The 24,070-nt window shown below is 74.2% G+C and carries 20 protein-coding genes; 9 read left to right on the plus strand and 11 right to left on the minus strand.

Annotated elements, in window-relative coordinates:
* Positions 1 to 57 precede the first annotated feature (57 nt).
* Both J3473_RS04780 and J3473_RS04785 read left to right on the plus strand, forming a co-directional pair.
* Complete coding sequence (locus J3473_RS04780; RefSeq protein WP_242525690.1) at positions 58 to 5,193, plus strand: peroxidase family protein; 5,136 nt, start codon at positions 58 to 60, stop codon at positions 5,191 to 5,193.
* Between the two features lie 83 nt (positions 5,194 to 5,276).
* Positions 5,277 to 5,702: a PPOX class F420-dependent oxidoreductase gene (locus J3473_RS04785; RefSeq protein ID WP_030526242.1), complete on the plus strand. Its 426-nt coding sequence runs from the start codon at positions 5,277 to 5,279 to the stop codon at positions 5,700 to 5,702.
* Positions 5,703 to 5,836: 134 nt separating this feature from the next.
* Here J3473_RS04785 and J3473_RS04790 read toward each other — a convergent pair whose 3' ends face one another.
* Both J3473_RS04790 and J3473_RS04795 read right to left on the minus strand, forming a co-directional pair.
* Positions 5,837 to 6,043 (minus strand): cold-shock protein, encoded by a 207-nt coding sequence (locus J3473_RS04790; RefSeq protein WP_030526243.1) that lies wholly within the window; start codon positions 6,041 to 6,043, stop codon positions 5,837 to 5,839.
* 405 nt (positions 6,044 to 6,448) lie between these two features.
* Positions 6,449 to 6,847, minus strand: coding sequence for an SRPBCC family protein (locus tag J3473_RS04795; RefSeq protein WP_207022142.1), 399 nt, complete (start codon positions 6,845 to 6,847; stop codon positions 6,449 to 6,451).
* An 81-nt stretch (positions 6,848 to 6,928) separates the two neighbouring features.
* On the opposite strand from J3473_RS04795, the gene J3473_RS04800 reads away from it, so the two are divergent.
* Together J3473_RS04800 and J3473_RS04805 are read left to right on the plus strand one after the other, a co-directional pair.
* Entirely contained in the window at positions 6,929 to 7,963 is a 1,035-nt protein-coding gene (locus J3473_RS04800) for a DUF5914 domain-containing protein (protein WP_207022143.1), read from the plus strand.
* Positions 7,960 to 8,712 (plus strand): SDR family oxidoreductase, encoded by a 753-nt coding sequence (locus J3473_RS04805; protein ID WP_207022144.1) that lies wholly within the window; start codon positions 7,960 to 7,962, stop codon positions 8,710 to 8,712. Before J3473_RS04800 ends, J3473_RS04805 begins: the two co-directional genes overlap by 4 nt.
* On the opposite strand, the gene J3473_RS04810 is transcribed toward J3473_RS04805, so the two are convergent.
* Genes J3473_RS04810 through J3473_RS04840 form a run of 7 tightly spaced genes read right to left on the minus strand, consistent with a single transcriptional unit; the run spans position 8,699 to position 15,858 of the window.
* Positions 8,699 to 10,336 carry an FAD-dependent oxidoreductase gene (locus J3473_RS04810; protein WP_242525691.1) on the minus strand — a complete coding sequence of 546 codons (1,638 nt, stop codon included), beginning with the start codon at positions 10,334 to 10,336 and terminating at the stop codon, positions 8,699 to 8,701. The two genes, J3473_RS04805 and J3473_RS04810, sit on opposite strands and share 14 nt — an antisense overlap.
* On the minus strand, positions 10,333 to 11,067 hold the full coding sequence (locus J3473_RS04815) for a class I SAM-dependent methyltransferase (protein ID WP_030526248.1): 735 nt from the start codon (positions 11,065 to 11,067) through the stop codon (positions 10,333 to 10,335). Before J3473_RS04815 ends, J3473_RS04810 begins: the two co-directional genes overlap by 4 nt.
* The gene (locus J3473_RS04820) at positions 11,064 to 11,384 is read right to left on the minus strand and encodes a lycopene cyclase domain-containing protein (protein WP_207022145.1); all 321 of its coding nucleotides are present in this window, start codon (positions 11,382 to 11,384) and stop codon (positions 11,064 to 11,066) included. Before J3473_RS04820 ends, J3473_RS04815 begins: the two co-directional genes overlap by 4 nt.
* Positions 11,377 to 11,724 (minus strand): lycopene cyclase domain-containing protein, encoded by a 348-nt coding sequence (locus J3473_RS04825; RefSeq protein ID WP_306790177.1) that lies wholly within the window; start codon positions 11,722 to 11,724, stop codon positions 11,377 to 11,379. Before J3473_RS04825 ends, J3473_RS04820 begins: the two co-directional genes overlap by 8 nt.
* Positions 11,721 to 13,235: an isopentenyl-diphosphate Delta-isomerase gene (gene idi, locus J3473_RS19445; protein WP_242525692.1), complete on the minus strand. Its 1,515-nt coding sequence runs from the start codon at positions 13,233 to 13,235 to the stop codon at positions 11,721 to 11,723. The genes J3473_RS04825 and idi overlap by 4 nt, the downstream gene beginning before the upstream one ends.
* Positions 13,232 to 14,743: a phytoene desaturase family protein gene (crtI, locus tag J3473_RS04835; protein ID WP_207022146.1), complete on the minus strand. Its 1,512-nt coding sequence runs from the start codon at positions 14,741 to 14,743 to the stop codon at positions 13,232 to 13,234. Before crtI ends, idi begins: the two co-directional genes overlap by 4 nt.
* Entirely contained in the window at positions 14,740 to 15,858 is a 1,119-nt protein-coding gene (locus J3473_RS04840) for a polyprenyl synthetase family protein (protein ID WP_207022147.1), read from the minus strand. The genes crtI and J3473_RS04840 overlap by 4 nt, the downstream gene beginning before the upstream one ends.
* A 169-nt stretch (positions 15,859 to 16,027) precedes the next feature.
* On the opposite strand from J3473_RS04840, the gene J3473_RS04845 reads away from it, so the two are divergent.
* The 5 genes from J3473_RS04845 to J3473_RS04865 all read left to right on the plus strand — a co-directional run bounded on the left by J3473_RS04845 (position 16,028) and on the right by J3473_RS04865 (position 21,659).
* Positions 16,028 to 17,281 carry an FAD-dependent oxidoreductase gene (locus tag J3473_RS04845; protein WP_207022148.1) on the plus strand — a complete coding sequence of 418 codons (1,254 nt, stop codon included), beginning with the start codon at positions 16,028 to 16,030 and terminating at the stop codon, positions 17,279 to 17,281.
* Entirely contained in the window at positions 17,281 to 18,774 is a 1,494-nt protein-coding gene (locus J3473_RS04850) for a cryptochrome/photolyase family protein (RefSeq protein WP_207022149.1), read from the plus strand. The genes J3473_RS04845 and J3473_RS04850 overlap by 1 nt, the downstream gene beginning before the upstream one ends.
* A 374-nt stretch (positions 18,775 to 19,148) precedes the next feature.
* Positions 19,149 to 20,561, plus strand: coding sequence for an NADP-dependent phosphogluconate dehydrogenase (gene gndA, locus J3473_RS04855; RefSeq protein WP_256437931.1), 1,413 nt, complete (start codon positions 19,149 to 19,151; stop codon positions 20,559 to 20,561).
* A 77-nt stretch (positions 20,562 to 20,638) separates the two neighbouring features.
* Positions 20,639 to 21,121, plus strand: coding sequence for a pyridoxamine 5'-phosphate oxidase family protein (locus J3473_RS04860; RefSeq protein ID WP_207022150.1), 483 nt, complete (start codon positions 20,639 to 20,641; stop codon positions 21,119 to 21,121).
* A gap of 115 nt (positions 21,122 to 21,236) precedes the next feature.
* Positions 21,237 to 21,659 carry a VOC family protein gene (locus tag J3473_RS04865; protein ID WP_207022151.1) on the plus strand — a complete coding sequence of 141 codons (423 nt, stop codon included), beginning with the start codon at positions 21,237 to 21,239 and terminating at the stop codon, positions 21,657 to 21,659.
* Positions 21,660 to 21,667: 8 nt separating this feature from the next.
* Here J3473_RS04865 and J3473_RS04870 read toward each other — a convergent pair whose 3' ends face one another.
* Positions 21,668 to 23,068, minus strand: a complete 1,401-nt coding sequence (locus J3473_RS04870; protein WP_207022152.1) for a wax ester/triacylglycerol synthase family O-acyltransferase — start codon at positions 23,066 to 23,068, stop codon at positions 21,668 to 21,670.
* Positions 23,069 to 23,073: 5 nt separating this feature from the next.
* Positions 23,074 to 23,880, minus strand: coding sequence for a triacylglycerol lipase (locus J3473_RS04875; RefSeq protein WP_207022153.1), 807 nt, complete (start codon positions 23,878 to 23,880; stop codon positions 23,074 to 23,076).
* Positions 23,881 to 24,070 lie beyond the last annotated feature (190 nt).

Below are 24,070 nucleotides of genomic sequence, written 5' to 3' on the forward strand. Positions count from 1 at the left end.
ACCGTCCCGGCGCTCGTGGCGCCGGCGTCCGCGGCGACGGTCGGATCCGGGTTCACCGTGACCACGGGCGACCTGGCGTTCATCCTCAAGCAGATCAAGATCGCCGAGCGGCACTCGACGACCTTCACGGCCGCGGACCCCTGCGGGACGCTCCTCAACAAGGCCGGGGACGGCATCCCGGACGCCGAGCAGGTCCCCGACATCCTCACGGCCTACGGTCTGCGGACGGTCGACGGCTCGTGCAACAACCTCAAGACCGCCGGCACCTTCCGCGTCGCCTCGGCCGACGAGCTCTTCCCCCGGCTGACCACACCGGTCTTCCGGGACGCGGACCCCATCACCCCGAGCCTGCCCGTCGGCGCCCCCGGCGACACGAGCTACACGCAGAAGACCGGCAACGTCGTCGACGCCCAGCCGCGTGTCATCAGCAACCTCATCGCCGACCAGACGGTGACCAACCCGGCCGCCGTCGCCGCCGCGGGGCACCCGGTGCGCTCGCAGAGCACCAACCCGACGGCCGTGCCCTGCACCACCGACCCCGACCCGTCGACCGACCCGCCGATCGTCGCGGACCCGCCCGGGTGCACGCCGAGCCACCAGACGCTCTTCATCCCCAACATCACGACCGACGTGGGTCTCTCCCCGCCGTACAACAGCCTCTTCACCTTCTTCGGGCAGTTCTTCGACCACGGCGTCGACCAGACGGTCAAGGGCGGAGCCACCGTGTACGTCCCGCTCAAGGCCGACGACCCGCTGGTGACCCTCGGCCCGGACGGCCGCGCCGGCACGGGTGACGAGGTCCCGGCGTCGCGCCGCTTCATGGTCCTGACCCGGGCCCGCAACCAGGCGGGCGACGACCACGTCCTCGGCACGGCCGACGACGTGCAGGAGGCCGTCAACACCGACACCCCGTGGGTCGACCAGAGCCAGACCTACACCTCGCACGCCTCGCACCAGGTGTTCCTGCGCGAGTACCGCGCCGCCACCGGCGCGGTCGGCTCCACCAGCCCGGCGGCGGTCGCCGCGGGCAAGCTCCTCGACGGCCTCGGCGCCGGGCAGACCTACACGGGCTCACCCGACATGACCGGTGGTGAGTCGACGTGGGCGGCGGTGCGCAAGCAGGCCCGCGAGCTGCTGGGCCTCGAGCTGTCCGACCGGGACGCGCTCGACGTGCCGATGCTCGCCGTCGACCCCTACGGCAACTTCCTCCCGGGCCCGGCCCGCGGCCTGCCGCAGTACGTGACCGCGAGCGGTCTGGTCGAGGGCGACACCGCCACCCCGGTGCCGGTCCCCGCCGACGCCGCGCACTTCGACACCCCGTTCCTCACGGACATCGCGCACAACGCCGACCCCTCGCAGGTCGACACCGACCACGACGGCGTGGGCGACACCTGGCCGACGCCGGACGCCGACTCCGTGGTGAACACCGGGCCGACCGCGCCGGGTACCTACGACGACGAGCTCCTCGCGTCGCACGCCGCCTGCGGCGACGGCCGGTGCAACGAGAACATCGCGCTGACCTCCGTGCACCAGGTCTTCCACTCGGAGCACAACCGGCTCGTCGACGCCATCCGCACCACGCTCGAGGGCGACACCACGGCCACCGGCCGGGCCGCGCTCGCCCAGTGGCAGGCGGTCGGGGTCTCCGGTGCCGACGGCACCGGGTCGTGGACCTACGGCCAGCGCCTGTTCCAGGCCGCCCGCTTCGTCACCGAGATGGAGTACCAGCACCTCGTGTTCGAGGAGTTCGGCCGCAAGGTGCAGCCGGCCATCCGGCCGTTCCACGTGTACTCGCCGGACGTGAACCCGGCCATCAGCGCCGAGTTCGCCCACGCCGTGTACCGGTTCGGGCACTCGATGCTCGACGAGACCGTCTCGCGCCACGTCGTGGCCCCTGACGGCTCCGAGACCGATGCCTCGCTGCCGCTGCTCGACGCCTTCCTCTCCCCACCGTCGCTGTACGACGGAGGCCCGGCGGGCACGCTGACGGCCGAGCAGGGCGCCGGGGCGGTCTTCATGGGCTCCTCCGACCAGACCGGCAACGAGATCGACGAGTTCGTCACCGAGACCCTCCGCAACAACCTGCTCGGCCTCCCCCTCGACCTCGCGACGCTCAACATCACGCGGGCCCGCGACGCCGGCGTCCCCCCGCTCAACGACGTCCGACGGCAGATCTTCGACCGGACGCACGACGCCGCGCTCACGCCCTACGAGAGCTGGAGCGACCTCGGCCAGCACCTCAAGCACCCCGAGTCGCTGGTCAACTTCGTCGCCGCCTACGGCCGCCACCCGTCGATCCTGGCCGCCACCACGACGGCGGCCCGACGTGACGCCGCCCGGGCGATCGTCGACCCGACACCGACCGACGTGGTCCCGGCCGACGCCGCGGACTTCATGTTTGGCACGGGTGACTGGGCCAGCACGTCCGCCGGCGTGACGACGACCGGGCTCGACGACGTCGACCTGTGGATCGGTGGCCTCGCGGAGCTGACCAACCTCAACGGCGGCATGCTGGGCAGCACGTTCAACTACGTCTTCCAGAACCAGATGGAGGACCTCCAGGACCACGACCGGCTCTACTACCTGGCCCGGACCCCCGGCATGAACCTGCGCACGCAGCTCGAGGGGAACTCCTTCTCCGAGATCATCATGCGCAACACCGACGGGACGCGGACGCTCAAGGCCGACGCGTTCGCCCGGGCCGACTGCAAGTTCGAGCTCGCGAACCTCGCGGGCACCCCGGCGGGCTACGCGGCGGGCGGTTCCACCGTGGCCGACGACCCGGCCTCGGAGTGCAACGAGACCAAGCTGCTGCTGCGTCGTCCCGACGGCACCATCCAGTACCGCTCGGTCAACACTGTCGACCCGCCCGGCATCAACGGCCAGGCCGTCTACGACGGGACCTCCGGCGCCGACCGCGTCGCGGGTGGCGTGGACAACGACACCTTCTGGGGTGGCGACGGGCCGGACGTCATCGAGGGTGGTGGTGGTGACGACGTGGCCCTCGGCGGCAACGGCAACGACATCATCACCGACACCGACGGCGCCGACGTGCCGAAGGGCGGTCCGGGCAACGACGCGATCGACGCCGGCCCGGGTGACGACATCGTCCACGGCAACGACGGCAACGACCTGCTCAACGGCGGGGCGAACGACAACGAGATCTTCGCCGGTCCCGGCAACGACCTGGTGATCGCCGGGCAGGGCGCCGACGCCGTCTTCGGTGGCGGTGGCGACGACTGGATCCAGGGCGGCACGGGGCAGGACCTGCTCCAGGGCGACCACGGCGCGCCGTTCTTCGACGACCCGGCCGAGACGGCCCCCGGCAACGACGTCTTCGTCGGCCAGGTCGGCGAGAACGACTACGACGCCGAGGGCGGCGACGACATCATGGCGCAGAACGCGGCGGTCGACCGCAACGCCGGTGCGGGAGGCTTCGACTGGGCCATCCACCAGTACGACACGGTCGCCGCCGACGACGACCTGATGATCAACAACAACCTCGGCGGCCTGCCCATCCAGGTGATCACCAACCGCGACCGGTGGCAGGAGACCGAGGCGGTCTCCGGCGGACCGCTCAACGACAAGATCAAGGGGACGACCAACGTCCTCGCGTTCCCGCGGCTCGTCGGCGGTGGCGGCTTCACCGGCTGCGACGCCATCGACCGGGACGGTCTCGCGCGCATCGACGGCCTGGCCGACGTCCTCCCGCCGGTGTCGTCGTGGGTCGGCACCGCCGAGGAGACGGCCGCGCTGTCGGCGAGCGGCAGCTGCCCGCTCACCGGCCCCGTCTGGGGCGAGGGCGACATCCTCCTCGGCGGGGGTGGCAACGACACCTTCACGGGCCGCGCCGGCGACGACGTCATCGACGGCGACAAGGAGCTGCGGGTGGCCCTCAGCGTCCGGACCGACCCGTCCGACCCCGCGACCGAGCTCGGGACGACCGACCTCATCGAGGGCGTGGCGAAGACCGGCACCTTCGGGCCCGGCACGAGCGGGATGACGCTGCAGTCGGCGATCTTCAAGGGGCTCGTCGACCCCGGGAAGGTCGTGGCGGTCCGTCGCATCACGACGCCGGTGACCCCGGCCCCCGACTGCGGGACGACCGCGCCCCGCAACTGCGACGTCGCGACGTTCCTCGGGACCCGCGGGACGTACGTCATCACGACGAACGCGGACGGCACGATCAGCGTCCAGGACACGACGAGCACGCCCCCGGCCGTCGGTGGCGCGACCCGCGGTGACGGCACCGACCGGCTGCGGAACATCGAGGCGCTCCAGTTCAGCGACCAGCGGATCCTCGTCCGGACCCCCGCGGCGCCGGCGAGCGTCACGGCGGTCGCCGGGACCAACCGCAACGCGACGGTGTCGTGGACGGCGGCGCCGGCCAACGGCAGCCCGACCTTCACGAGCTACACGCTCGTCGTGAAGTCGGGTGGCGCCGAGGTCAGCCGGGTCACCGGCATCGGCACCGGCATCCGGGCGCGCTCGGTCACCGGGCTCACCGCCGGGCAGTCCTACACCTTCACGGTCCAGGCCGTGAACCTCTTCGGGGCCGGGCCCGCGACGGAGTCGACCGCCGTGACGGCCGTGGGGCCGCCGCTCACCCCGACCTCGCTCGTCGCGGCGCGCGCCGACGGGTCGGCCCTGCTCACCTGGACGCCCCCGAGCGACACCGGCGGGCAGCCGATCACGGGCTACCAGCTGCAGGTCCGCACCGGGACGACCGTCGTCGAGACCCGCACCCTGACGGGCGCGCCGACGAGCACGACGGTCACCGGGTTGACCAACGGGACGGCGTACACGTTCCGGCTCGCGGCGGTCAACGCCCTCGGGGCCAGCGCCTTCTCGACCGCCTCGAACGCCGTCACCCCCGCCGGGGTGCCCGGGGCCGCGGTCATGCTCGCCCCGACCCAGGGCGCGGCCGGTGGTGCCCTGACGGCGAGCGCGAACTGGAACGCACCGACGAGCACGGGCGGCTCGGCCATCACGGGCTACCGGGTGACGGCGCTGCGGATGGACGCCGACGGCGTCACCCCGGTCGGCTCGCCGACCGTCGCCGTCGTCGGGGCGAACGCCCGCACCCGGTCGTTCACCCTGCCGGCGGGCTCGTACCGCTTCGAGGTCGTCGCGTTCAACAGCGTCGGGGACGGTCCGGTGTCCGAGCGCTCCGCGGCGGTGTCACCGCGCTGACCGCAGCGACCACCCCGCCGGCGACCGGATGCTCCTCGGTCGCCGGCGGGGCCTTGCGCTCGCACGGTCCCTACGCTGGGCGCATGAGCGCCGCCGACCACCCCCTCGCGTCCGCGAAGTACGTCTCGCTGACGACCTTCCGCCGCGACGGGCGCGCGGTGTCGACCCCGGTGTGGGTCGCGCCCGCCGTCGACGGCACCGACCGGCTCGCCGTCATCACGGTCGACGCGACCGGCAAGACCAAGCGCCTCGGCCACACCCGTCGGGTCGAGCTGCGGCCGTGCTCGGTGCGCGGCGCCGTCGAGGACGGGGCGCCGACCTACCGCGGCGAGGGCGTCGTCGTCCGCTCGCCCGAGGAGGTCGCGCAGGTCCGGGCCGCGGTCGTCGCGAAGTACGGCCTGCCGGCGCGGATGTCCGACCTCGTCGAGAAGGTCACCGGGCTCGTCGGTGTCCGCCGCAACCCGCGGGCCGGCATCCTCCTCGAGGTCGAGCGCACCCCGGTCGCCTGACCTCCCCCGCGGGGGCGGGGTGTGCAGGAGTCGGGGAACGTGTCGGCTCGTGCCCGGCCCCGGACGCACGAACGCCGCCCGGCGGTGCCGGACGGCGTTGCGTGGTGCGCCTCGCGGCGCGGTGGTGACGAACGTCAGCCGATGACGGTGATGTTCGACGCCTGCGGGCCCTTCTGGCCCTGCGTGGTCTCGTACTCGACCTTGGCGTTCTCGTCGAGCGAGCGGTAGCCGCTGGAGTTGATGGCCGAGTAGTGGGCGAAGACGTCGGCGGAGCCGTCGTCGGGGGCGATGAAGCCGAAGCCCTTCTCGGCGTTGAACCACTTCACGGTGCCAGTAGCCATGGGATGGCCTTTCTCTCTGAGCGAGGACCCCACGACTGCCGTGGGGCCCGGCGTTGGTGATGCCTGGTGCGTACCTCTGCTCAGAAAGCTGCTCGGTCCCGTGAGGACCGGTTCTGCCACTACTTCACAAACGGAAAGCTCAACAACAGGACCAGCGTAGCCCCAACCAGCCTGGATCTCGCAGCCCACGCCCGTCGGCGCCGCTCGGACCGGAGCGCGGGAAGCCCGCACGTGCGGGGTTGTCGCTGTCGGGTTGTGGTCCGGGGCGCGGAAAGCCCGCACGTGCGGGGTTGTCGCTGTCAGGTTCCGGTTCGGAGCGCGGGAAGCCCGCACGTGCGGGGTTGTCGAGGTCGGCTTCCGGTCTGGAGCGCGGAAAGCCCGCACGTGCGGGGTCGTCGCCGGGCGTCAGGGGGTGACGAGGCGGCCGAGGGCCCAGCGGGCCACCGGGGCGTAGCCGACGACCACCGGCCACAGGGCGTGCACCTCGACCCAGGCCGTGCTCCCGCCCGCGGCCTCCTCGACGCCGTGGTGCAACCGCACCCGCAGCGGCCCGGAGCGCACCGACCACGACCACGTCCGCGTCGCGTGGTCGACCTCGTCGACGGTGAAGACGGCGACGACCCCGCCCACGCCGCGGACCCGGCCGTGCGTCCCCGGTTCGATGACGGCGAGCGGGTAGTCGACCTCGCGGATCTGCGGTGACCACACCGACCAGCGGCGCGGCTCGGTGTAGCGGGCCCACGCGTGCTCGGGCGCGAGCGGGCCGGTGGCCGAGAGCCGGAGCGAGCCGTCGAGCAGGGACATGCCGCCATCGTCCCAGACGACGTCGCGTCCGGGTCGCGCGCGAGCGTTCCCCCACGGCGGCAGGCCGGTTAGCGTGGGTGGATGAGCCTGTTCCGCACGGACCGACCGGCCCGCCCCGACCGCTCGGTGGCCGGGGCCGTCCGCGAGCGGGTCCCGGTGCGCTACCTGCCGCAGACCACACCGGACCACCTCCGCGGCACCTGGCGCGAGGCCCGCCCGGCCCGGATCGACGCCTCGCTCGCCGCGGCGCTGCGGCGTCCGACGCACGGCTGGCTCGTCGCCGGCGCGTCGAGCGAGGTCCCGCGCGGCCGCTCGCTCGTGCGGACGGTCGCCGGCCGCGAGGTCGTCCTGTGGCGCGACACCGGGGGCGGCCTCCTCGCCGGGCCAGGCGCCTGCCCGCACCTCGGGGCCCGGCTGCACGACTGCGACGTCGTCGACGGCGACGTCCTGTGCCGCTGGCACGGGATGCCGCTCGGCCGCGACACCTCGCCGCCCTGGAACACCTACGCCGCGCACGACGACGGCGTCCTCGTCTGGGTGCGCGTCGGCGCGGTCGAGGACGGCGTCGGGCCGAGCGAGCGCCCGGTGCTCTGCGAGCGTCCCGACCCCGCCGGGGCCGTCGCGTCCGTCGTCTCCCTCGTCGCCGACTGCGAGCCGCGCGACATCGTCGCCAACCGGCTCGACCCGTGGCACGGGGCGTGGCTGCACCCCTACGCCTTCAGCGACCTCACGGTCGACGACGACGCCTCGAGCGACGACGTCCTCGTCCTCGACGTCGCCTACCGGCTCGGGCGGACCTTCGCCGTGCCCGTGCGCGCCGAGTTCACCTGTCCCGACTCGCACACCGTCCTCATGACGATCACCGACGGCGAGGGCACCGGCAGCGTCGTCGAGACCCACGCGACGCCGCTCACCGCACCCGGCGAGCACCCGGCCCGCACGGTGATGACCGAGGCGGTCGTCGCCACGTCCGAGCGCGTCGGCTTCCGCGCCGCCCGCTCGCTCTCGCGGCTGGTGCAGGTCGGGATGCGTGCCTCCCAGCGCCAGCTGTGGGCCGACGACCTCGAGTACGCGGCCCGGCGCTACGCCCTGCGCCGGCGCGGCTGGTCCGGGTGAGGCCCGAGCTCGAGCCCGGGCACGTCGCGGTCGTCACCGGGGGCGCCCGCGGCATCGGGCTGGCGGTGGTCGAGGCGCTCGCGGCCCGCGGGGTCGGCGTCCTCTGCGTCGACCACCCGGACGCCGACACGGCCGCGTTCGTCGCGGTCTGCGAGGCGGCCGGGGTGGCGCACGCGGTCGCCTCCCTCGACGTCCGAGACCGCGACGCCGTGCGGGCCGGCGTCGCCACGGCGGCCGACCTCGGGCCGGTGTCCTACGCGGTCAACTGCGCGGGGGTGGACGGCCTTCACCCGGCCTCGGGCATGACCGCCGACGAGTGGCGCCGGGTCGTCCAGGTCGACCTCGACGGCGTGATGTTCGCCTGCCAGGCCGAGCACGACCTCCTGGCCGGCCGCGGTGGCTCGATCGTCAACATCGCCTCGATGAGCGGGCACGTCGTCAACCGCGGCGTCACCCACGCCGCGTACTCGGCGGCCAAGGCCGGGGTCATCCACCTCGGGCGCTCGCTCGCCGTCGAGTGGGCGCCGCTCGGCATCCGGGTCAACTCGGTGAGCCCGGGCTACACGATGACCGCGATGACGGCCACGAACCCGCCGGAGGTCAACGCCGGCTTCGCCGCGCAGACGCCGATGGGACGCCTCGCCGAGGTCGAGGAGGTCGCCGAGCCCGTCGTCTTCCTCCTCGGGCGCCGGGCCTCGTTCGTCACCGGCACCGACCTCCTCGTCGACGGCGGCTTCACCGCCTGGTGAGGGACGCCGCGGCCCGCAGGCCGCGCCGGGCGAGCCCGGGCACGGGCCCGAGCCGCGAGCCCAGCGGCACCGACCACACGCCGTGACCCGGCAGGCCCCAGCCGGTGAGGAGGGTGTCGGCGGCCTGCCAGCCCGTCGTCGCCGCCCGCTCCATGAGGGCCACGGGCAGGTCGCAGCGCACCGAGTCGCCGGCGAGGACGAGCCGCGGGTCGGGGGTCGTGACGCCCGGGCGCGACGCCCACGGCTCGAGGCCGACGAGCACGCAGTCGCCGCGGACCAGCCACTCCTCGTGGACGACGCCGAGCCGGGCCGTCTCGGGCCACACCTCGTGGAGGGCCGTGCGCAGGGCGGACCGGACCTCGTCGTCGCCGACCTCGTCGGGCAGGGCGTAGGCGTGCAGCTCGACGACCGACCCGTCGTGCTCGCGGCTCCACGCCGCCGCGTGGTCCTCGAAGCGCTCGAGCACCGAGACGTTGTCGAGCGGCCCGTACCCGCTCGTCCCGAGGAACGGCGGGCGCTCGGGGTCGACGAGCCCGTCGAGCCAGAGGCGCCAGACGGCGAAGCGAGGGGCCGAGCGGACGGCGCCGACGCGCGCGCGCCACCCGTCGTCGCCGAGCCCCGGCGAGGCCGCGACGACCTCGCGCAGCCCGACCGGGTCGAGGGCGAGGACGACGGCGTCGGCCTCGAGGACCTCGTCGGAGGCGCCCGCGTCGGCCCCGCGGTGGTGCACCGTGAGGCGGCCGTCGTCGCCCTCGCGGACGCCCGTCACCCTGCGGCCGACGCGGACCTGCACGCCGAGGTCGTGCAGGTGGGCACCGAGCGGCCCCCAGAGGGTGCTGTCGTAGTCGTCGCGCGGCACGTCGAAGAGCAGGCCCTCGGACGAGCCGACGAAGTACAGGTGGAACATCGCGAGGAGCTCCGCGCCGGAGAACTCCCGGGGGTCGGCGAAGAAGCTGCGCGCGAAGACCTCCAGGGCCAGATGGCGTGCGGCGGTGGGGAACCGGAGGCGGTCGAGCACCTCGGACGCGCTGACGCCATCGAGGTCGGTGAAGGACCCGGGGAAGCTGAGGTCGAGGAGGCCGAGCGCCTGCTCGACGTCGACGCCGCGCAGGCCGGCGAGGTCGAAGCTGGGGGAGCGGGCGACGAAGGCCGCGAGGTTGGCCGGGGGCGTGCGCGGGATGCCGGCGAACGAGTCGGCGCCGCCGTCCTTGCGGACGAGCGGGTAGTCGGCCAGGGGCCGCAGCCCGGACAGCGTCGGGTCCGTGCGGCGCAGCACCGACCGCAGGTTGTAGTACTGCCGGAAGAAGGCGTGGAAGCCCCGGCTCATGACCGACCCGGAGCCGTCGGGGAGCGTCACCGGCCACGCCGAGACGCGACCCCCGAGCCGCTCGTCGCGCTCGAGGAGCGTGACGCGGACGCCGCGCTCGGCCAGCCCGAGCGCCGCCGTCAGCCCGCCGATGCCGCCGCCGACGACGACGACGTGCCGGTCCGCCGGCGCCCGGCCGTCACCGGCCGAGGGCTGCGGCGGGGCGTGGAAGACCGCTCGGCGGTCGAGCCCCGGCCGCCAGGACCGGTTGCGGCGCAAGGCAGCCGGCCGCAGCGACGTCGGACGGCGGGGGCTCACGCGGCGCGCCGGCCCACGACCGTGTGGACGAGACCGTCCTGCCAGCCGGGGTAGGAGCGGTGGCGCACGTCGGTCATCCCGGCCTCCTGGAGCCGGCCGCACATCCGGTCGACGGAGTCGAAGTCGCGCACGCTCTCGTAGAGGTAGCGGTGCAGCGGCACGTCGGAGCGCTTGACCGCGGCGAGCGGGATGATGATGCCGTGGCACACCGCGGCCCAGATGGCCTGCGCGCGACGGCTGCCCGCGACGGAGTAGTCGTGCAGGACGAACCCGCCGCCCGGCCGGAGGACCCGTGCGACCTCGGCGACGAGCGCCTGCCGGTCCGGGACGTTGCGCAGGAGGTAGGCCCCGAGGACGCCGTCGACGGAGGCGTCCGGCAGCCCGCGCAGGTAGGTCACGGCGTCCGACACGACGAGCTCGACCCCGTCCGGCCACTGCTTCTGTCGCGCCTGCTCGACCATCCCCTCGGAGGCGTCGACGCCGGTGACGTGCAGCGGCCCGCGGCCGCCGTCGCGCCACGCGTCGAGGAGCGCGCGGGTCGAGGCGCCCGAGCCGCAGCCGAGGTCGAGGACCACGGGGGCGACACCGGTGCGCCGGGGCAGCCGCTCGACGAGCGCGTCGGCGGCCGTCCGCAGCTGGTCGTGGTACCCCGGCGACAGGGCGACCATCGCGTCGTAGGTCGGTGCGGCACGGTCGAACGCGTCGGCGAGCACCCAGTCGCGCGGGCTCATCGGTCCACCTCCTCGCGGGACCGGCCGAGCCGGACCCACAGCAGAATCGTCAGGGTCACCATGCTGAACCCGAAGAGGTAGTCCTCGACGGGGACGTCCCAGGGGATGCGCAGGCCCGTGGTCTGCGACTCGTCGTAGATGACGATCGGCGCCGACAGCTTGGTCAGCCAGCCGTCGACGAGCACCTGGAAGAAGAAGACGATGGCCATGGCCAGCCAGTACTTCGCGGTGCGGAACACCCCGGTGCGCAGCCAGAACCGCTCGACGAGGACGGTCAGCACGACCGACGCCACCGCGAGCGCCGTGTACTCAGGCATCCCGTCGCCGCCGCTCGCGCAGGACCGAGAGGACGGTCCCGACCGCCTCGTAGGTCAGCAGCCCGCAGATCGGGATGACGACGAAGAAGACGAGCTCCTCGAGCGGCACGTCGAGCGGCAGGATGACGCCGGTCGTGTAGAGCTCGCTGTAGGTCCAGTGGCCGCGCCGGATGCCGAGGACGTCCCAGGCGACGAAGAGCACGACGACCGGCAGGAGCGCGGCGAGCAGCCGCAGGGGGCGCCGGTAGACGCGGGCGCGCAGCACGACCTCGAGCGGCAGCGTGATGAGGAGGCACCCGGCCATGAGCAGCAGGTACTGGTACCGGTCGTCCACGGTCACCCGGCCCCGACGGTGTCACCGGCACGTGCGGCCGCGGGAAGCTGCTCGCGCGGCGCGGTGGGCCACTGCAGCGGGTCGGGACCGAGCGCGGCGAGCAGGGGCACCTGCTCGGCGCACCAGCTGGACACCTCGCGGGTGCCGGCCAGCACCTCGCGCGAGAACCGCTGCCACGGAACCCAGTCGACCCGGCCGACCTCGACCGGGTCGGGGTTGGTGGCGGGGGAGCCGGCGCGGGCGACGAGCACCGGGCAGAGCTCGTTCTCGGCGAGCGTGCGCGCCCGGGCGTGGTAGCGGAAGGCCGGGAGCACGAGGCGGACCTCAGCCAGCTCGACGCCGAGCTCGTCGCGCGCCCGGCGGCGCACGGCGTCCTCGAGCGGCTCGCCCGGCCGGGGATGGCCGCAGACCGAGTTGGTCTCGACGCCGGGGAAGCTCGGCTTGTCGTCGGCGCGGTGGGTGACGAGCAGGCGTCCGTCGTCGTCGACGACGTAGCAGGAGAAGCCGAGGTGCAGCGGGGTCGCGTCGTGGTGGACCTCGGCCTTGCGGGCGGTCCCGAGGGGGCGGCCGTCGTCGGCGACGAGCACGACGTCGTCGTCGACCCACGCCGGATCGGCGGTGCGGCGGGTCGAGCGCTCGCGGGCGACGAGCCGGCGCGGGTCGCGCGCCGTGACCATCCGGGCCGCGAGGCCGGCCTTGACCGGGGTGGGCACGCGGACACGCCGGGAGAACACGTCGTGGTCGGCATCCTCGATGCGCTCGAGGATGCGGGCGTAGAGGACCCGGGCGGTCGCGACGCAGCGTCGCGAGGCCGGCGGGAGGGCGGACAGGCCCGCGTCGGCCTCGCGGTAGAGGCGGCGGTTGCGCTCGATCTCGAAGGCCATGAGCGCGCGCCACTCCGGTGTCACGGTGCGCGTCCACGGGTCGGCGCCGAAGTGCCGCAGGTCCTCCTGGGGCACGTAGACGCGGCCGCGGTCGAGGTCCTCGCCGACGTCGCGCAGGAAGTTCGTCAGCTGGAAGGCCAGCCCGAGCGCCCGGGCCGGGGTGCGCGCCTCGCTCGTCGGGTGCAGGACGGGCAGCATCATCTCGCCGATGACCGCGGCGCTGCCGTCCATGTAGCCGAGCAGGTCCTCCCACGTCTCATAGGTGCGCTGGGTGAGGTCGGCGCGCATCGCCCCGAAGAACCGGTCGAAGCACTCGTCGGGGATGCGGCGCTCGCGGACCGTGGTGGCGACGGCGGCGAGCACCGGGTCCTCGGAGGTACCGGTGGCCACGGCCTCGTGGAAGCGGGCCTCGAAGGCGTCGAGCTCGGACGCGGTCGCGGGGCCCGGCTCGGGCCCGGCGAGGTCGACGATGTCGTCGGCGAGGCGGGCGAGGGTGTAGACCGCGAACACGTGCCGACGCTCGGCCCGCGGGAGCAGCCGCGCGCCCCAGTAGTACGTCGTGCCGTGCTCGCGCGTCACGGCCGCGCACCGGGCGTAGCCCTCCTCGAGGTGGGCAGCGGGGGGTCCGCTCATGCAGGCAAGCCTGCCGCACGGGGACGGGGGGTGGGAACGGCGCCCCCCGCGTACTGCTGCACCCGCTCGGCCGCGAGCTTGCCGCTGACGAGCACCATCGGGATGCCCACGCCGGGCGTCGTGCCCGAGCCGGCGAACACCAGGCCCGGCACGCGCCGGTCGACGTTGGCCGGCCGGAACGGGCCGGACTGGAGGAACGTGTGCGCCAGGGCGAACGGGGTGCCGAGGTGCATCCCCTGGGCCAGCCAGTCCTCCGGCGTGACGAGCCGGTCGACGACGACGTCGGTCGGGTAGCCGTTGGCGTCGAGGAACGCGAGCAGGCGCTCCTTCATCGGCCCGCTCTCACGGCTCCAGTCGATGCCGGAGCCGGTGTGCGGCACCGGCTCGAGGACGTACAGGGACGAGTGTCCGTCGGGGGCCACCGACGGCTCGCTGAGCGACGGCACGGTGACCAGGCGCGACGGGTCGGGCATGAGCTCGCCACGGTCGATGAGCGCCTCGAACGCGGTGTCCCACGCGTCGCCGAAGTGGATGTTGTGGTGGTGCACCCCCGGGGCGGGGGTGCCCTTGACGCCGAGGTGCCAGACGACGGCCGACGGCGAGTAGTCGCCGCGCCGGACGACGCGCGGCGGGGTGACCTCCGGCAGCAGGCGGGCGTAGGCGACCGGCAGGTCGACGGTGCAGACGACCGCGTCGGCCGAGAGCCGGGTGCCGTCGGCGGTCGCGACCCCGGCCACGGCCCCGTCGCCGCGCCGCAGCACCGAGGTCACCTCCACGCCCAGGTGGATCGGCACGCCGGCGTCCTCGAGCGCCCGGGCCATCCCGACCGGGACGGCGTGCATGCCGCCCTCGGGGTGGAAGACGCCGCGGACGCTGTCCATGTACGTGATGACCGCGAAGACCGCACGGGCCTGCGCCGGGGCCACGCCGGCGTAGAGGGACTGGAAGCCGAAGATGCGGTGCAGCCGCTCGTCCTCGAAGAAGGAGCCGACGCGGGGCCCGAGCGCCCGCAGGCCGCCGAGCCCGAGCAGCCGGGCGGCCGTGACCGGGTTGCGGACGAGGTCGAGGACGGAGTCGAGGTTGCGGTCGATGAACGTGTCGAACTCGACCTCGTAGAGCTCCTCGAGCCACGAGAGGAAGCGGTCGAACCCGGCGGCGTCGCGCTCGCCGGACAGCCGTCGCACCTCCTCGCGCAGGTCGGCCATGTCGGCACGGACGTGCAGCTCGGAGCCGTCGGCGTAGACGGCCCGGTAGGCGGGGTCGAGCCGGCGCATCGGGACGAGCGCCTCCGGGTCGCCGCCGACTGCACGGATCGGGGCGTGCAGCAGCTCGGGCATCGTCATGACGACGGGTCCGGGGTCGAAGCGGAAGTCGCCCATCCGCAGCAGGCCGGCGCGGCCGCCGACGACGTCGTCGCGCTCGAGGACGGTGACGTCGTGCCCGGCGGCGGTCAGGTGGCAGGCGGCGGCCAGGCCGGAGAGGCCGGCGCCGACGACGAGGACCCTCACGCCGACCTCCAGCCGATGGCGTGGGCCAGCTCGCGCAGGGCCGCCCGCGTCTCGTCGTCGGTGTCGATGCGCTCGACGGCCTCGTGCGAGCGCTCGACGAGGTCGGCGATCGCGGCCTCGGCACGCTCACGGACGCCGCACGAGCGCATCGCCTTGCGCAGCGCGAGCACGCCGTCGGCGTCGAGGGTGCCGGCGTCGCAGGCCTCGAGGAGGTGGTGGTGGCGCTCGGGCAGCATCTCGGCGGCCCAGACGAGGAGGACGGTCGGCTTGCCGCAGCGCAGGTCGTCGCCGGCGGGCTTGCCGGTGAGCCCCGGGTCGCCCCAGACCCCCAGCAGGTCGTCGCGCAGCGCGAACGCGTCGCCGACGAGGTCCCCCCAGGCGACGAGGCTCGCGACGACCTCGGGGGCGGCCCCGGCGACGAGCGCGCCGAGCTCGAGGGGGCGGGTGATCGTGTAGCGGCCGCTCTTGAGGCGCCCGATCCGCCGCGACACCGCGAGGTCGCGCCCGCGGCCGGCCGTGTGCGTGACGTCGAGCAGCTGCCCCTCGACGAGCTCGGTCGCCATGACCCGCCAGGCGCGCGCCACTCGCCGCGTCCCGGCGGACGCGAGGAGCGTCGCCTCGGACAGGGCGAGGTCGGCGACGAGCACCGCGACGCTGTCACCGAAGAGCTGGGCGTCGCCGAGGCCCTCCTCCGCGACGTGCCGCTCGGTGGCCACGACGTGGAGGGCCGGGCGCCCTCGGCGCTCGTCGCTGCGGTCCATCACGTCGTCCTGGACGAGCGCGAAGAGCTGGAGCAGCTCGAGGGCGGCCGCGACCCGGACGAGCTCCTCGCGGGTGTCCGACCGGCCACCGGCGACGGCCCAGCCCCAGCCGGTGAGGAGCGGGCGGAGGCGTTTGCCGGGATGGCGCAGCCGCTGGGCCAGCTCGTCGACGAGGTCGACGGCCAGCGAGCCGACGCTGGTGTCGACGAGCTCGCCCCCGACCTCGTGGAGGATGCTGCCGAGCTCCTCGAGGACCTGCTCCAGGGTGTCGTCGACGTCGGCCAGCAGTAGCTCGGTCTCGGGGTCGCGGCGCAGCACGTCCAACGTTCCGGTGGTGGTCGGGTGGGTGGTCATCGTGAGGTGGTCCGCCCCTCGTCGCGTCGGTCGCTCGTGGTGTGCTCGGGCCCCGGCGGGTTCGACGATTCAACCATCCGTCCCCGACGGACCGCTGCTCGCTGTCGAACCCTAGACGGCGCCACCGACGCCTCCTACCCACTGCACGGGCTCGTACTACGGTGCGGGAGTGGATGCGGACGTCGTCGTCGTGGGGGCAGGACTGGCCGGGCTGCGCTGTGCGGACCGGCTCGCCGAGGCGGGTCGCGCGGTGGTCGTCGTCGAGCGGGAGGCGGTCGTCGGGGGCCGTCAGCGCACCGACGAGGTCGACGGGTTCCTCCTGGACCGCGGCTTCCAGGTCCTCAACCCGGCCTACCCGGCGGTCCGCCGCTGGGTCGACGTCGACGACCTCGCGCTGCGTCCGTTCGGCGCCGGGCTGCTGGTGCGCCGCGAGCGCGGGCTCGTCGAGCTCGCCCACCCGCTGCGCGAGCCGGCGAGGCTGGCGGCCACGCTGCGCAGCGGCCTCCTCGACCCGCGTGGGCTGGCGGCGCTCGGGCGCTGGGCCGCCCCGGCCCTCACCGCGCCCGGCCGGGTCAAGCGCGGGGCCGACCGCAGCCTGCGCGAGGGACTCGACGCCGCCGGTGTGTCCGGGCCGCTGCGGACCGAGGTGCTCGAGGCCTTCCTCGCGGGGGTCGTCGCCGAGGACCGCGCCGAGACGTCCGAGGCCTTCGTGCGCCTCCTCGTGCGGATGTTCGCCCTCGGCGTGCCCGGGTTGCCCGCCCGCGGCATCCGGGCCCTGCCGGAGTGGCTCGCCGACCGATCCGTGCGCCGCCGCACCCCGGTCGACCTGCGCCTGTCCACGCCGGTGATCGGGGTGCGACCCGGCGCCGAGCCCTCGGTCGAGTGCGCCGACGGCACGTCGCTCTCGGCGCGGGCGGTCGTCGTCGCCGTCGGCCCCGAGGCCGTCGCGGGGCTGGTCGACGTGCCGGCACCGGTCACCCGTGGGCTGCGGACCTGGTGGTTCGCAGCCGACGAGGCGCCGACCCGCTCCGACAAGGTCGTCGTCGACGGCCGCCGCCGCGGCCCGATGGTCAACGCCGCCGTCGTGAGCAACGCAGTGCCGTCGTACGCGCCCCCGGACGCCCACCTCGTCGAGGTGACCACGCTGCTCGGGCCCGGGCACGACGCCGCGGAGGACGAGGTGCGCCGCCAGGCCGCCGAGGTCTTCGGCTGCTCGACGGCCTCGTGGCGCACCGTGCGCCGCGACGACGTCCACGATGCCCTCCCCGCGCAGCCGGCGCCGCTGCGCCTCACCTCGCCGGCCCGCGTGGCCGACGGGGTCCTCGTGGCCGGCGACCACCGCGACACCGCCTCCATCCAGGGGGCGCTCGTCTCGGGCCACCGGGTGGCCGGCGCCGTCCTCGACCTGCTCGCGACCGCCTGATGGCGGCCCGCCGGCGGCTGCGCGTCGTCTTCCCGCACCAGCTGTTCGAGTCGCTGCTCGACGAGCCGACGGGTACGCGCTTCGTCCTCGTCGAGGACGACCTGCTCTTCCGCCAGCAGCCCTTCCACGCCCAGAAGCTCGTCCTGCACCGCGCGTCGATGCGGCTCTTCGCGGACCGCCTGCGCGAGAAGGGGTTCGACGTCGACGTCATCGAGACCTCGGCACGGCGCAAGACCCGGACGCGGCTGGCCGAGGCGATCGCCGACGCCGCCCCGGACGAGGTGCGGCTGCACGACGTCGTCGACGACTGGCTGCTGCGCGACGTGCGGCGCGCCTTCCGCGAGGCCAAGGTCGAGCTGGCGCCCGAGGACGTCGAGGAGACGCCGAACTTCCTCACGACGCGACCGGAGCTGACCGAGTGGTTCGGGTCGCACCGCGCCCGGATGCAGACCTTCTACCAGTGGCAGCGGCAGCGGTTCGACGTGCTCGTCGAGGGCAAGGAGCACGACCAGCCGGTCGGCGGCCGCTGGTCGTTCGACACCGAGAACCGCAAGAAGCTGCCGAAGAAGCACCAGGTGCCCGGCCGGGCGTCGCCCGAGCGGTTGCCCGAGGTCGAGGAGGCCATCGCATGGGTCGGCGAGGAGTTCCCTGACGCGCCCGGGAACGCCGACACCTTCGACTGGCCGGTCACCCACGAGCAGGCGCGGGAGGGCCTGCGCGAGTTCGTCGCCGAGCGCCTCGCGCAGTTCGGTCCGTACGAGGACGCGGTCGCCACCGAGCACCCCTTCGTGTTCCACGCCGCCATCACCCCGGCGCTCAACTGCGGCCTGCTCGACCCCCGCGAGGTCCTGCGCACGGTGCTCGAGGGCGCCGAGGAGCAGGGCGTCGACCTGCCCTCGCTCGAGGGTTTCGTGCGCCAGCTCATCGGGTGGCGCGAGTACATGCGGGCCACCTACCACCTCTACGGCCGGCGGATGCGGACCTCGAACCACCTGCGGCACACCCGGTCCCTCGCCGACGGCTGGTGGGACGGGACGACCGGCCTCGACCCCGTCGACCACGTCGTCCGCGGCGTCGTCGAGCGCGGGTACGCCCACCACATCGAGCGGCTCATGGTCCTCGGCAACGCGATGTGCCTGCTGCGCACCGACCCCGAGGAGGTCTACGAGTGGTTCATGGCCTTCTTCGTCGACGCCTACGACTGGGTGATGGTCCCCAACGTCTACGCGATGTCGCAGTTCGCCGCCGGCACCGGCATCACGACCAAGCCCTACGTCTCGGGCAGCAACTACCTGCGGAAGATGACCGACTTCGGGCCCGGCGAGTGGCGCGAGGACTGGGACGCCCTCTACTGGGGGTTCGTCGACCACCACCGCGACGTCTTCGAGTCCAACGTCCGCGCCCGGATGGTCACCCGCACCTGGGACGGGATGGAGCCCGACCGCCGCGAGGAGCTGCTCGCCCGCAGCCGCCGCGTCGTCCGCCGCCTCTGACCCCGGCCCGCCCCACCCGCCCCCGCCCGAACCCCGCGCGAACCCCACGCGTATCGGGTGACCCGATACCGCTGCGCCTCACCCGAGAACGGTTCCGGGGTAGAGCGCGGTCGTATCGGGTGACCCGATACGCGGGTGACACGTGGGGGGACGGGGTGGGCGCATGCGGTGGGGTGGAGGAGCGGCGGGGCCGGGGGCTGGGTCTGTCGAGGGTGGGAAGAGCGGGGCGCTCGCGCGGGTTGGCCCGAAGGACGTGCCGCCCGCCCGCCGGTCGGCACCCCACCCCTCGACGACGGGAGACCCCGGTGAGCACGGACCACGCGGAGACGACGGACACGAGCACGGACGGCGGCGGGGGCGCCGGGCACGCGCAGATCGGCGTCACCGGTCTCGCGGTGATGGGCCGCAACCTCGCCCGCAACCTGGCCCGCCACGGCTTCCGGGTCGCGGTGCACAACCGGACGACGGCCAAGGCCGAGGCGCTCGTCGACGAGTTCGGCGACGAGGGCGACTTCACGCTCGCGCGCTCGCTCGAGGACCTCGTCGGCTCGCTCGAGCGCCCGCGCCGGATCATCGTCATGGTCAAGGCCGGCGAGGGGACGGACGCCGTGATCGACGAGCTCGTGCCCCTGCTCGACGAGGGTGACGTCGTCGCCGACGCCGGCAACGCGCACTGGCGCGACACCGCGCGGCGCCACGACGCGCTGGCGGAGAAGGGCATCCGCTTCGCCGGGGTCGGGGTCTCCGGCGGCGAGGTCGGCGCGCTCGAGGGCCCGTCGATCATGCCCGGGTGCGACGGTGACACCTACGCCGAGATCGGGCCGTTCCTCGAGGTCATCTCCGCCCACGTCGACGACGAGCCGTGCTGCACCCTCATCGGTCCCGACGGCGCCGGCCACTTCGTCAAGATGGTGCACAACGGCATCGAGTACTCGGACATGCAGCTGATCGCCGAGACCTACGACCTGATGCGCCACGTCCTCGGTCTCGAGCCGTCCGCGGTCGCCGACACCTTCCGCGAGTGGAACGGCACCGAGCTCGAGTCCTACCTCGTCGAGATCACCGCCGAGGTGCTGAGCCACACCGACGCCGCGACCGGCCGCCCCTTCGTCGACGTCGTCCGCGACGCCGCCGAGCAGAAGGGCACCGGCCGCTGGACCGTGCAGACCGCCCTCGACCTCGGGGTGCCCGTCACCGGCATCGCCGAGGCGACGATGGCCCGCGCCGTGTCCGGCGACACCGCGCGCCGCGCGGCCGTCCGCGAGGCGCTCGCGGGCGAGGCCGCACCGGGCGTCGGCGTGACCGTGACGACCGACGACCTGCGCCAAGCCCTGTACGCCGCCAAGGTCGTCTCGTACGCCCAGGGCCTCGACATGGTGCGCGACGGCTCGGCCGAGCACGGCTGGGACGTCGAGCTCGCCGACCTACCGCGCATCTGGCGCGACGGCTGCATCATCCGGGCCCGCCTGCTCTCGGACATCACCGAGGCGCTCGAGGAGCACGCCGACGCGCCGTCGCTCCTCGCGACCCCGGCCTTCGCCGGGGCCGTCGCCGAGCGCCTGCCCGCGCTGCGCCGGGTCGTCACCGCCGCCGTCGCGGCCGGGCTCCCCGCGCCGGTCTTCTCGTCGGTGCTCGCCTACGTCGACGCCCTGCGGGCCGAGCGGCTGCCGGCCGCCCTCGTCCAGGGCCTGCGCGACTACTTCGGCGCGCACACCTACGAGCGCACCGACCGCGAGGGCTCCTTCCACACGCTGTGGGCGGAGGACCGCACCGAGGTCGACGCCTGAGACCCCGGCCGTGGCGCCGTGTCACCGGCGCCGCGGCCGGGTAGCGAGAGAAGACCGAACCGGAAGGAGACCGCAGGATGACCCACCACGAGGGCGCTGCCCACGTCAAGGAGCTCGTCGAGGACCAGCGCACCGCGATGCTCACGACCGTGCACCGCGAGAGCGGCGCACTGACCTCGCGCCCGATGACGCTGCAGGAGGTCGACGACGACGGCACGTTCTGGTTCCTCGCCCAGCGCGACAGCGCCGCGGCGTCCGAGATCGAGGCCGACCCGCAGGTCAACGTCGCCTTCGCGAAGGAGGGCGCGTGGGTGTCGGTGGCCGGCCGGGCCAGCGTCCGCCACGACCCCGAGAAGGCCCGCGAGCTGTGGAACGAGTTCGCGAAGACCTGGTTCCAGAAGGAGCCCGAGGACCCGGAGGTCGCCGTCATCCGCGTCGACGGCGAGTCCGCGCAGTACTGGGACAGCCCCGGCAAGGCCGCGACCGTCGTCGAGATGGTCAAGGCGCGCCTGACCGGCGACCGCCCCGACGCGGGTGAGAGCCACACCGTCGAGCTCTGACCCCCACCGACCGACCGGCCCCTCCGACTCCCCCCCTCCCGGAGGGGCTGGTCCGTGTCGGTGACCCGGCGTAGCGTCGTCCAGCGTCATCGACGACCCGGCGCAGGAGGCCACCATGGCGAGCCAGCTCAACCCCTACCTCAACTTCCCCGGCACCGCCCGCGAGGCGATGACCTTCTACCAGGAGGTCCTCGGCGGCAGCCTCGACGTCATGACCTTCGGCCAGTACGGGATGGAGGGGGAGGGCGCCGACGGCGTGATGCACGCCTACCTCGCCACACCCGACGGCTTCGTCCTCATGGCCTCCGACCTGCCGCCCGGGCAGGACGCCCCCGCCACCGCCGCCTCCACCGTCCACGTCTCGCTGAGCGGCGACGACGACGCCCTGCGCCGCTACTGGGAGGGGCTCTCCGAGGGCGCCACCGTGACGATGCCCCTCGAGAAGCAGATGTGGGGCGACGAGTTCGGCACCCTCACCGACCGCTTCGGCATCTCGTGGATGGTCAACATCGGGACGGGGGAGCCGCCGCAGGGCTGACCGACGCGTCAGGCGGTACCGGTGGCGGCCTCGAGCTCCTCGAGGGCGGCGCCGGTGTGCACGGCGAGCCGCTGCAGGTGCGGCAGGGCGTCGCGGTCGCCGATGAACCCGAGGTTGAGCGTGCCCGCGTACGACTGGGCGGTGATGTTCAGCGCCATCGAGTGCCCGGGGATCGACACCGGGTAGGTGGCGTCGAGCCGCGCCCCGCGCCAGTACAGCGGCTTCGTCGGCCCCGGCACGTTCGAGATGCACACGTTGAGCGTCAGCGGCCCGGGCAGCGGCAGCCCGCTCATCGCCCGCAGCACCTGGAGACCGGCCGGCGCCAGGAGCATCGCGCTGTAGGCGATGACCGCGTCGCCGCCCATCCCGCGCATCCGGGCCTTGGCGGCGCGCGACGACGAGGTGATCGCGGCGAGCCGCGCGACCGGGTCCTCGATGTCGGTGGCCAGAGACACCAGCGTCGCCCCGACGTAGTTGCCGCCGCCCTCGCTCTCGGGGGCGCGGACGTTGACCGGCACGAACGCGACGAGCGGCCGGTCCGGCAGGCTCGCGAGGTCGTCGAGGAAGCGCCGCAGGCCCCCGGCGCACACGGCCATGAGCACGTCGTTGAGCGTCGCGTTGCGGGCGCGCGCGACGGCGCGCAGCCGCTCGAGCTCGTACTGCTGCGTCGCGAACCGGCGGGCCCGGCCGGTGCGTCCGTTGAGGATGCTCACCGGCGCCTGGTACGACGCCACCGCCCGGGTGCTCGGCCCGCCGCGCCGCAGCTGGGTGCCGACGAGGGTGCGCGCGACCTCCGGCATCGAGGTCACCGCGTTCCCGATGCTGCGCAGGATGGCCGTCACGTCACCGACCGGCTCGCGCGGCTCGCCCTCGGCGCGCGGCGGGCGGGTCAGCCCGAGGAAGTGCGGGTGGGTGCGGTCGTCCGGGTCCTCGGTGAGCCCGCGCTGCAGCAGGCGGTTTCCCGTGTAGCCGTCGACGAGGCTGTGGTGGATCTTCGTGTAGACGGCGAACTGCCCGGGTGCGACGCCCTCGATGAACGTCAGTTCCCACGGCGGGCGGCGGAAGTCGAGCTGGTTGGAGTGCAGCCGCGACACGAGCACGCCGAGCTCGCGCTCGCCGCCGCCGCTCGGCAGCGCCGAGTGCCGCACGTGGTAGTCGATGTCGAAGGCTTCGTCCTCGACCCAGCGGTGCACCGGCTGGCGCAGCAGCCGCCGGGTCTGCAGCCGGTAGGTCCACGGCGTCCGCACGGGGGAGGCGCGCACGTCGGCGACGAGGTCGCGCAGCCAGGCGTCGTCGGCGTCCGGGGGCATCGAGAAGTGCAGGAGGGACCCGACGTGCATGAGGGTCTCGGGGGTCTCCCCGATGAGGAAGACGGCGTCCAGCGGCGAGGCCCAGCGCGAGCGCGGCACCCGCCTCAGCCCGCCACGTCGTGCAGCGGGTCGCCGTCGTCGGGGTGCTCGGGCGCTGCGGTGGCGGTGGGCGCGACCCACGGCCGCCAGGCGCCCTCCTCCTGGGCGAGCCGGTCGGCGAGGACGCGCAGGGTGTCGAGGTGGTGGCCGTAGCCGAGGTGCGTCGCGTCGACCTCGACGTTCTCGGCGAGGGGGCCGGGGTCGAGGACGCAGCACTCCCACGCGACGATCCCGTCGGTGCGCGACCAGATGCTCGTCGTCGGCACCTCGAGCGGCGCCGCGCGCAGGGCGAGGGCCTCCTCGGTGAACATCTGGTCGAGGTGGTGGCGGTTCATCACGCGGTACATCGCCCAGGCGCGGGTGGCGGCCGGGTGGTGGCGGAACGGGCTGCCCAGCGTGACGACGGAGCGGGTGTAGTGGGGCAGGGCGCGAGCCATCTCGCGGGCGTAGATGCCTCCGGCGCTCCAGCCGACGAGGCTGACCCTGCGGCCGTAGCGGTCGTAGACCTCGAGGAGGAGGTCCTCGAGCCGGGCGGCGAGCTCCGGGCTCGCGCCGAGGTTGCGGCCCTGGCGCCAGTCGTGGACCCGGTAGCCGAGGCGGCGCAGGTGCGAGCGGAGGAAGACGGTGGACTCGGGGCCGGCGAGGAAACCCGGCAGGACGATGACGGGGTGACCGTCCCCGACCGGCCAGCCGGCGATGTCGCGGGTGCGCACGGCGGAGGACGCGAGCTCGAGGGCGGCGCGCCACTCGCGGCGGGCCATCCAGAGCGTCGGCGCGGACGGGGCACCGCTGGTCGCATCGAGCCTCGGCATCCTCGCTCCTTCCGTGCGGCGCACCGACGAGGACCCGGACCCGGGCTCGCGACGCTGCGAATGGGCAGAGGACGAGTGTGGCAGAGCGCGGCTCGGCACGGGAGTCTGTCGGCGGAGCCGTATCCGGACCGTCACCTGCCCCTCCACCAACCCCGCCCCCACCGCGAACGCGTGTGAACTCGCCGGGGTC

The sequence above is a fragment of the Phycicoccus sp. DTK01 genome (assembly GCF_017312765.1).
Taxonomy (GTDB): Bacteria; Actinomycetota; Actinomycetes; order Actinomycetales; family Dermatophilaceae; genus Phycicoccus; species Phycicoccus jejuensis.

Coding starts and splice junctions, on each gene's coding strand:
- J3473_RS04875 (WP_207022153.1), bottom strand. CDS start 23,880: ATGCCGAGGCTCGATGCGACCAGCGGTGCCCCGTCCGCGCCGACGCTC.
- J3473_RS04785 (WP_030526242.1), top strand. CDS start 5,277: ATGAGCGCCGCCGACCACCCCCTCGCGTCCGCGAAGTACGTCTCGCTG.
- J3473_RS04795 (WP_207022142.1), bottom strand. CDS start 6,847: ATGTCCCTGCTCGACGGCTCGCTCCGGCTCTCGGCCACCGGCCCGCTC.
- J3473_RS04850 (WP_207022149.1), top strand. CDS start 17,281: ATGGCGGCCCGCCGGCGGCTGCGCGTCGTCTTCCCGCACCAGCTGTTC.
- J3473_RS04815 (WP_030526248.1), bottom strand. CDS start 11,067: ATGAGCCCGCGCGACTGGGTGCTCGCCGACGCGTTCGACCGTGCCGCA.
- J3473_RS04790 (WP_030526243.1), bottom strand. CDS start 6,043: ATGGCTACTGGCACCGTGAAGTGGTTCAACGCCGAGAAGGGCTTCGGC.
- J3473_RS04800 (WP_207022143.1), top strand. CDS start 6,929: ATGAGCCTGTTCCGCACGGACCGACCGGCCCGCCCCGACCGCTCGGTG.
- J3473_RS04840 (WP_207022147.1), bottom strand. CDS start 15,858: ATGACCACCCACCCGACCACCACCGGAACGTTGGACGTGCTGCGCCGC.
- idi (WP_242525692.1), bottom strand. CDS start 13,235: ATGAGCGGACCCCCCGCTGCCCACCTCGAGGAGGGCTACGCCCGGTGC.
- J3473_RS04820 (WP_207022145.1), bottom strand. CDS start 11,384: ATGCCTGAGTACACGGCGCTCGCGGTGGCGTCGGTCGTGCTGACCGTC.
- J3473_RS04865 (WP_207022151.1), top strand. CDS start 21,237: ATGGCGAGCCAGCTCAACCCCTACCTCAACTTCCCCGGCACCGCCCGC.
- J3473_RS04860 (WP_207022150.1), top strand. CDS start 20,639: ATGACCCACCACGAGGGCGCTGCCCACGTCAAGGAGCTCGTCGAGGAC.